5 protein-coding genes are annotated in these 5,517 nt (G+C 61.0%); 1 reads left to right on the top strand and 4 read right to left on the bottom strand.

Annotated elements, in window-relative coordinates:
- Positions 1-806 (top strand): beta-ketoacyl synthase N-terminal-like domain-containing protein (locus H5U08_RS09115; RefSeq protein ID WP_297032351.1); only part of this gene is annotated, 806 nt, incomplete at its 5' end.
- A gap of 45 nt (positions 807-851) precedes the next feature.
- On the opposite strand, the gene H5U08_RS09110 is transcribed toward H5U08_RS09115, so the two are convergent.
- The 4 genes from H5U08_RS09110 to H5U08_RS09095 form a co-directional block, all read right to left on the bottom strand.
- Positions 852-1,208: a hypothetical protein gene (locus H5U08_RS09110; RefSeq protein ID WP_297032350.1), complete on the bottom strand. Its 357-nt coding sequence runs from the start codon at positions 1,206-1,208 to the stop codon at positions 852-854.
- A 258-nt stretch (positions 1,209-1,466) separates the two neighbouring features.
- Positions 1,467-2,816 carry a trypsin-like peptidase domain-containing protein gene (locus tag H5U08_RS09105; RefSeq protein ID WP_297032349.1) on the bottom strand — a complete coding sequence of 450 codons (1,350 nt, stop codon included), beginning with the start codon at positions 2,814-2,816 and terminating at the stop codon, positions 1,467-1,469.
- A gap of 295 nt (positions 2,817-3,111) precedes the next feature.
- A complete protein-coding gene (locus tag H5U08_RS09100) occupies positions 3,112-3,651 on the bottom strand; it encodes a hypothetical protein (protein WP_297032348.1) in 540 nt (179 codons plus the stop codon).
- Between the two features lie 545 nt (positions 3,652-4,196).
- Positions 4,197-5,258 (bottom strand): Gfo/Idh/MocA family oxidoreductase, encoded by a 1,062-nt coding sequence (locus tag H5U08_RS09095; RefSeq protein WP_297032347.1) that lies wholly within the window; start codon positions 5,256-5,258, stop codon positions 4,197-4,199.
- Positions 5,259-5,517: the final 259 nt, after the last annotated feature.

Below are 5,517 nucleotides of genomic sequence, written 5' to 3'. Positions count from 1 at the left end.
CCAACATGATCGCTTCTCATATTTCGATCGTTCTCGATGCCAGAGGCCCCAACAATACCATTCATCAGGGTGATCTGTCGGGACTCCTGGCGGTCATCGAAGGGGCGAGCCTCCTCGAGCGCGACCTCGCCGATGTCGTCCTGGTGGGTGGGGCCAGTTCCCAAATGAATCCCTTCGATTGGGCGCGATTTGGGGTCATCGGCCGACTCTCCAAGCTGGCGGATGACGGGGTGGGAAGTCCCCGACCCTTCGATCGCGATCGCGATGGAGAAGTGCGGGGGGAAGCCGCTGTTCTATTTGTCCTGGAACGCGAAAACCATGCACGAGCCCGGGGAGCTCGCATCTGGGCGCATCTTCGCGGCTGGGGCCGGTGCTGTCTCTACCAGAGGTCCCAACTCGAGGATCGCTTGCCCGCCTTGGAAAGGGCCATCTCTCAGGCCGTGAAGGACGCGGGGCTTCAGCCCCGGGAAATTGGGCACCTGAATGCCCAGGGTGTAGCCACCCGGGTGGATGACATTCTGGAAAGCCGGGCCATCCAGGCCACACTGGGGGATGTCCCCGTGACCGCCCCACGGAGTTTCTTCGGGAACACCGGAGCCGCCGCGGGAGCCCTGGAACTGGCAGCGACGGTTGTGCTGGGGCCCCAGCGGTTGCTGCCCCCGACTCTTCACTATGAGCACCGCGATCCCGAGTGTCCTGTGAACGTCGTCACCCAGCCGGAAAAGACGGCCAGCACTTTCAGCGTGGCTGTCAACTGGACCGAGGTGGGCCAGGCCGCCGCCCTGGTTGTGGAAACGAACTCCTGAGAGGATCGATTGGCTTCCTGAAAAGCCTTCTCGATACCTGAGTGATCACGCGGAACGGAAGATTTCCACTGCCGGCGGGCGATTTCCCAGAACGGATTGTCTGGCCGATCGCGCGGAAGTATCCCATTGGTACCGGCTCAGCTCGATGGCGAGCACGATCACCGCGATGATGATCGCCAACAGAGACAGGCCAAGCATCACGGTGAAGATGTCAATCTGCCGAAGTCGCTCCAGAAGGGTGGGCTTGGGCGGTGTTGCCGGTGCCAGCTCCTCTTCAGCGGAGGGAGCGACGGGCGGAATACCCAGGTTGTCGGCATCGGTTTCGGCCGCCCCCGGGGAAAAATCGGGCCCAGGGGCCATCATTTCATCCAGATTTTTGAAGGGATCGTCGGCCTGGGACACGTTCGCGGCTCCTTTATGCTTCAAAACAAAAGATGAGAATTTTTCACCCCGCGTGGCCTTCCCGAATCAAAACGCCGGGCGGCGACGGCGTCGCGGTCCAGGTTCCTCTTTAAGTATGATTAGGGAGCCAAATTCAGGCAACCTTGCGCCGTGACGTCGGGCGGCCTGGACACAGTCAAGAAGCAAATCGGCTGGGCGGAGGTAGGATTTGACGGTCTCCCTCCAGGAACAACTAACAGGGCCGACCGCCATGCGTTTTCAGGGGTTTTCCGCCCGCATCGCTATCGAGAAATAGCCATAATACGTTTCGTTGCCCCGCAGGATGAAGAACTTGAGGGGCAGAAAACTTGCAAAATCCGGCCGGCGGATGATGTAGAGGACGTTTTCCACGGAAATCGTTTCCCACAGATGCATGCCTACCAGGACGTCGCCCTTCCGCAGGCCCTGAGAGGCAGCGGGGCTTCCCGGCCGCACATCAGTGATCAAAAGCCCGCCGCGGTAGTGCGTCTGGAACTGCTGCCGAAACTGCTCAGGCGGAATGGGCTCCAGACGCAGGCCGATAAGGGACCAAATCTCATCGGCGGGACCGGCGTTTTTCGGTTCCGCCAAAGTCAGGGCAAGGTGGTCTTCCGTGGTATGGTTCCGCAGCACGACGAGGTCCAGCGACGTGCCGGGCGATTGGTCCAGCAGAAGACGCTGAAAGTCGAGTGGGTTGGAGACCTTTCGGCCGTTCACTTCCGTGATCACATCGCCAGGCAGCAGGCCGGCTTTGGCGGCCGGGCTGTCCGGTTCGACAGAGGCTACCGTCAGCGGTCCGGTGGGTGGGAGTGACTGGAACGTGATCCCATACCGAATGCGTTCGCTGTTGATCTCGGCGAGGAGCCGGGCCGCGGCTTCCACGACACGATCGACCGGAATGGCAAAGCCGATGCCCTGGGCACCGGCCCGTACGGCAACGTTGACGCCGATCATCTCTCCATTGATGTTCAGCAGTGGTCCCCCGGAATTGCCCGGGTTGATGCTGGCATCGGTTTGGATGAGGTCATCGTAATACTGGGCGTCGCTCACCTGAACGGCTCGATGGAGCGCACTGACAATGCCCCGGGTGGCGGTGTGCTCATATCCGTAGGCGTTGCCAAGCGCGATGACGGATTCGCCGGGCATGAGATCGGAAGAAGTACCGATTTTGATCACCTGAAGGGGGCGGTCGGGGTCGATCTTGATGATTGCCAGATCGGTTTCAGGGTCGCGGGCAAGCAGTCTGGCGGTGTAGCGGGTCCCGTCGTAGAGCGTGACCTCGATGTCGCGGACGCCGTCCACCACGTGATGATTCGTCACGATGTAACCCCGCTCGTCAATGATGACGCCCGTCCCCATGCCGTTGACACGCCGCGCGGGTTCAGGTCGGCTGGATGTGCCCGCCGTGGTGATGAGCGTCTTTTCGCCCCGGATATTGACCACCGCCGGTCGGGCATTCCGGATGGCAATGACAATAGGAGTTTCCCGCGGATTATCAGCGGAAAGCGCGTATCCAGCCGTGAGTGTGAAGTAAACCACAAGAAGGGCACCAGCCCACGCCGTCAGATTGAAAGATCGTGTCGCAAGCATGTTCTCGGCAGGCCGTTGGTTAGGAATTGCTGGGACCCATGCATGACGTGAGCCCGCCCGTTGTGCACTGGGTCAGGCTAGAATGGATGAATCGGAAATGTCCGTTGGCTGCTTGATGCGACCCCCCGGAGGCTCAAAAACTCAGCTCATCTTTACTAGATTGCCAACTCGACTCAAAGCGGTGAGGAAACTTCGGAACGACAGACCCCCAGTTCCAGGCCACAGAGGGGGCGTCCTTCAGGCTTGAGGAGCTTCACGCGACAGGGTTGATCCGGTGGAACAGGGGTTCCTGAGGTCACCGGACAAGGAGACGCCGCAGGAGCGCAGGATTCTGGACCGGGGTGTCCGGCAAAACGACCTGCTGGCTTTGCGTGCGGACGGCCACGCGCTGGTCGGCGGGAAGAGCAAACAACCAGGACTCCGAAAGCTGACCACCTGAGAGGGATTCAGTCACACTCGTGGGAGGAGTTTCTTGTTGACGGAGCGGCATCGCCGCTGCGGGATCTGCAGCCGGCGGCAAGGGCGGCGAAGAGCTGTCCCAGTCATTCGCCACAGGTGGTTGGGGGGCCAGCATAGGCGCTGCGCTCTGCGGGAGAGGCGGCGGAGTGGGAATCGGCTCCGGTTCCACCGGCGTGTGAGAAGAATCCGTCGGGCCTGTGCTCGTTGGACGCGGGACTTGGAGAATCGGCCGAGTGGGCAGCGCGTAGAACTTGCCACCGGGACTTCGCAACGCGAGACGAAAACTTTCCGGAAAAACGTGTTCCGCCCAGGTGCTGCCAGCCGCCGTTTCCCCGGTTTGAACCGCCAGATCAGCGACGCCCGGACGGGGTGCCATGTTTCGATGGGCTGCGGGTGGAGAATTGAGGTGAAGGCAGTTCTGACGGCAACAGGAATCGCATTGGACGGGCGGGCAAAGCCGGGCAACTCGGCACCCGGCAAGACAAATGCTCGTCAGCGCCGTCAGAATAGCGATCGTGAGTGAGCGCTGCGGTATCGATCTCACACCATGCAAACCTGTCCGAGTTGGATTTGCGCGTTCATAGACAGTAACAGCCACACGGCTTGCTCACAGTTTGCTCACGATGCTCGTGGGCTGGGCCCGGAGTGCGTATCCGCCACGGGTTATTGCGGCAGGACACCTCACACTACCGGGAACCGTGTCAGCAGGTATTAAGGAGAATCGGCCGGCGAATTGACGAGACTTTGATGATTGGATAAACATTGCGGGTAATATCAGTATGACGGCGCTGCGGTTGGCCGACGGGACATGCAGGGCAGGTTGCCCCGGAGCCTTTCAGAAAGGCTACCGCTGCAAGGGGGCCGGGCTTAGAGGGCTATAGAGAACCCAGGCGATTTGGAGAGAAACGGAAGAAATTTTGCTCAGGCCGCCCGCCGCCATTCCCTGACAGTGCGTGTCCGCCACGGTTCGGCCAGCCGGCGGAGGTCGAGCGCCTGGAGGACAGCCTCTGCGAGGACGACGGCTTCCAGGCCGGTTTCTCCACTCACCAGCGGGGGATGACCGGTCCGCACGGATTCCACGAAGTTGCGAAGCTCTTCTTCGAGGGGGTCCTGATCGCTGACGAAGAGTTCCCGATAGTCAAAACACTGGGGTTCGAACGAGTGCTTGAGTTCTTCGAGTTCCGTGCCCGATAACCGCGTGATATCGAGCTTGCCCTGCCGCAGTTTTTCTCCCAAATGACATACGGTTGTTTTGCGCGCGGCAAAGTCGATGTCGATGATAGCGTCACGCGTCCATACCCGCATCCACCGAGCTGGGTGCCTGTCGATTCGGGAGGTCTTTAACAGGGCAGAGGCCCCGTTGGCAAAGTGAAGTTCCGCTTGGGCTGTGTCCTCATGGGGGCCGAGGACGGCGATGCCTGTGGCGTGGACGGCAGAAATGGGGGCCGCAATGATCGCCCGTATCAGGTCCAGGTCGTGGACCATCAGGTCGAAGACGCACCCGATATCGGTGGACCGAAAACTGAAGGGGCCCTGCCGGACCGTTTCCACAAGCCAGGGATCGCGAATATGGGGGAGAGCGGCCTGGAACGCGGGATTGAATCTCTCGATGTGCCCCACCTGAAGGATCAGTCCCGCCTTGCGTGCCCGATGGACGAGAGGTTCTCCTTCTGCCACGCTCACAGTCAAGGGTTTTTCCACAAAAACATGGCGGTCTTTGAGGAGGCATTCCTCCACGATGCTGGCATGGGTGGAAGCAGGGGTGGCCACGACCACGGCATCACATGCGTCAAGGAGCGGCCGGTAATCTTCCCAGGCCGGGCAATCGCACTCCGCGGCCAGTGCGCGCCGCCGGACCTCCACCGGGTCGGCGACGCCGGCGAGTTCCACATCGGGGAGCCGCCTGATTTTTCGCGCGTGAAACGTCCCCAGCCGACCCGCGCCAATCACACCGATACGCAAAGAGGAATGTGAAGCTGGCATGGTCTTTCCAAAATGGAACCCACGGGACTTGGTTCTGTGCTTTTCTGTGTGGCTGGCCATCCCGGCCGTGTAGCGCAGCCGCGTGGCGGGCTTCGATGCTGTCCAACCGCAACCCGGACGATCGATCGGGTAGGGGGGTATTGCCTGCCTCCCTTAACCTGGCAGCCGGGTTTCATGCGCACGATCGCAGGGCATCTACAGCGGGAAACTGCTGAACGAGCTGAAGGCCCAGTTGGGCGTTCAGCCGGTGACCGCTGCG

Origin of the sequence: Thermogutta sp., assembly GCF_014359955.1 — a bacterium.
Taxonomy (GTDB): Bacteria; Planctomycetota; Planctomycetia; order Pirellulales; family Thermoguttaceae; genus Thermogutta.
The sequence above is the reverse complement of the archived record's forward strand: the minus strand, read 5'-3'. Positions and strand labels throughout refer to the sequence as shown.